We start from the raw sequence: 2,427 nt of genomic DNA, 5'->3' as shown, positions 1-2,427 counted from the left end.
CGCCGGTGAAGTAGGCCGCCGGCGAGGTGCCCGAGGCTCGGGTCCTTTTCCGACGGCCCCTTCCCGAACGGTACGTGCGACTTTCACCGCATACCGCTCTCCAGTGAAATCATCTCCGGGTTGAGATTGTGGCCCGACCTCCATGAATGTCCCAATGGCAACTTTGGCAGACCACAAGGGTCTTGCGCCGCCGCTGTGCCATGAGCTTGATCCATGGCGATGGTTCGGGCCGACCGGGCCGCTTAAGGTCCGCCATCTTGCGGATGTGATGAACCTGCAAGCCAGACCGCGACTCGCAGATCTCACACTGCCCCGCCAAGAGCCGGTGGATCAGCTCATTGCTGCCGCCGTATCTCGTTGACGGTGACCTGTCGACCAAGTCGGCGAAGCGTTGCCTTCTGAGTGGAATCCCGCCGAAGCGGGCGACCAGCGGCTTCCTCCCGTCACTGCGGTTGACGACGACTTGGATGCACTTCCGAGGTCCGTCGGGCGTTTCGATGGTCGCCTTGAGTCGGCGTGCCATCTTCGTGACGGTGGACTGATGCTTCCTGGCCAGCGTCTTGAGCATGGATGTTTCCATTACCCAGTGCAGGCGACCCAGGCGCGCTACGTCCTGGGCCAGGAGGTAGTACTGGACAAGTCCCCGGTATTCCGCTTGATACTTCGCCACGATCGAATAGTCCTGATCGTGTAGCAGTGCTCCACGAAATTTCGGCTTCCCTCTACTCATATACAACGCGCACCGTTGCCGGATTGCCTGCCGTGGGACGAAGAGGCCAATGTGACCGTTCACCGCTCGACGCCCGCGAGTGATCTTCGTGTCGGCAATCTGGGTTTTCAAGTCGTAGCCGAGGAAGCGCGCCGCCTGGCTGACGGCGTGCGTTATCAGGGTTTTCGACTCGGAGAGTTCCAGCTTGAGTTCATCTCGCAGGAATTCCCTCATCCGTTCCTTGATCTCAACGGCTTCGTGCTTCGGCCCAGCGAACCCGAGCAGCCAGTCGTCGGCGTATCTGACGTAACGCAGCCGTCGGTAGTCCGGATCATTCGGATCGGCACTTGGGAGGCTTCGCTGCAGCTGCCGAAGCGAGCGCACCGTTGCCTGGTCCCCACGTCGACCTGCCCGCTTGATCCGTGCTCCGATACGGCCGTACTCCAGGTTCCGTCGACGCAGCCTGCCCCGGTTGTAGTCCGGCAACAACTGCTGTTCAACGAACTGATCAAGCCGGTCCAGGTGGATGTTGGACAGGATTGGCGAGGCTACCCCGCCCTGCGGTGCACCACTCAGCGTGGCATTCCACCGCCAGTCCTCCAGGTACCCGGCCTTGAGCATCCGGCGTATCAGTTGCAGAAACCGGCCATCGTGGATCTTCTCCGCTAGAGTCCCGAGCATTACCTCGTGATCGAGACTGCCGAAGCAATCGGAGATGTCCCCCTCGATGAACCAGTGAGTTCCCTTCCAAGTCTCCACCACTTCGTTCAACGCTGTGTGGCAGCCTCGGCCGGGGCGAAAACCGTGGGAGCGATCGGAGAACTGGACGTCATAGTACGCCTCCAGCAGGAGACGGACTACCTCCGCGACCAGCTTGTCCGACCATGTCGGCAATCCGAGCGGACGTTTCTTCCCGTTCTTCTTCGGGATGTATGTCCGCCTGGCTGGGGCCCACCGATACGACTCGGCGCGTAACTCGCCGATGATCGCATCGATTTTCTCCAAAGACATGCCGTCCACGGTTTCCTCGGTGACTCCGGGGGTCATCGAACCTTTGTTAGAGTAGATGCGCCCGTAAGCCAATAGGAACAACTGCGGATTGAACAGATTCCTGTATAACCTCTCTAGCGGCAAACCCTTTCTGCCGCGTTCCCGGATGACGTCCAGCACCGTTGTGGCACTCTGCATTGCGCATACCTCCCTTCGCTGAACGTCTCATTCACCTGTGCCCCTTTGCCCTGTGGCCAGCTTTCCTGGCCTCCCCGGCAGGTCGTGACTCCTGCGACTACTACGGGCACTCCGTCGCCGTAGGGCTCGCGCCCCGTAGGCGATCCCGCGGTACGTCTTCGTTGTACGTATCGAGCGCGACTTAGGCTGCCCACTCATTCCCTTGGCCCCCCTCGCTGGGTGGCGTTCACACCATGGAGGTTGCCTCGGCCTCCAACCGCGACCAAGGCATGATGTGACGTCGAACTCAGGCGTTGTTTCGACGAGTGTCTCGTGCACCACCGGGAATTAGGCTTCAAGCAATCAAGCCTTAGCCATATCACGCGGGTCTTGCGGCACCCCATTCTGAACGCCTCCGAATGGACACCGCTTCCCGAGCATGCTGTTGTCCCCTCGCGCTTTCGCGCTCAGGTGAGCTCGGCGACCCAAGAACCCCCCTCCAAGTTCATCCCGACTGCGTCGGGGATACAACGAAGCGCCACGCGGCGCAC

Annotated in this window: 1 protein-coding gene; it reads right to left on the bottom strand. The window is 60.8% G+C overall.

What is annotated here, in order from left to right:
- Positions 1-109 precede the first annotated feature (109 nt).
- On the bottom strand, positions 110-1,897 hold the full coding sequence (locus ABD369_RS40365; protein ID WP_344641622.1) for a reverse transcriptase/maturase family protein: 1,788 nt from the start codon (positions 1,895-1,897) through the stop codon (positions 110-112).
- Positions 1,898-2,427: the final 530 nt, after the last annotated feature.

The sequence above is a fragment of the Kitasatospora cystarginea genome, assembly GCF_039533515.1.
Taxonomy (GTDB): domain Bacteria; phylum Actinomycetota; class Actinomycetes; order Streptomycetales; family Streptomycetaceae; genus Kitasatospora; species Kitasatospora cystarginea.
This window is presented reverse-complemented; position numbering and strand designations above follow the sequence as displayed.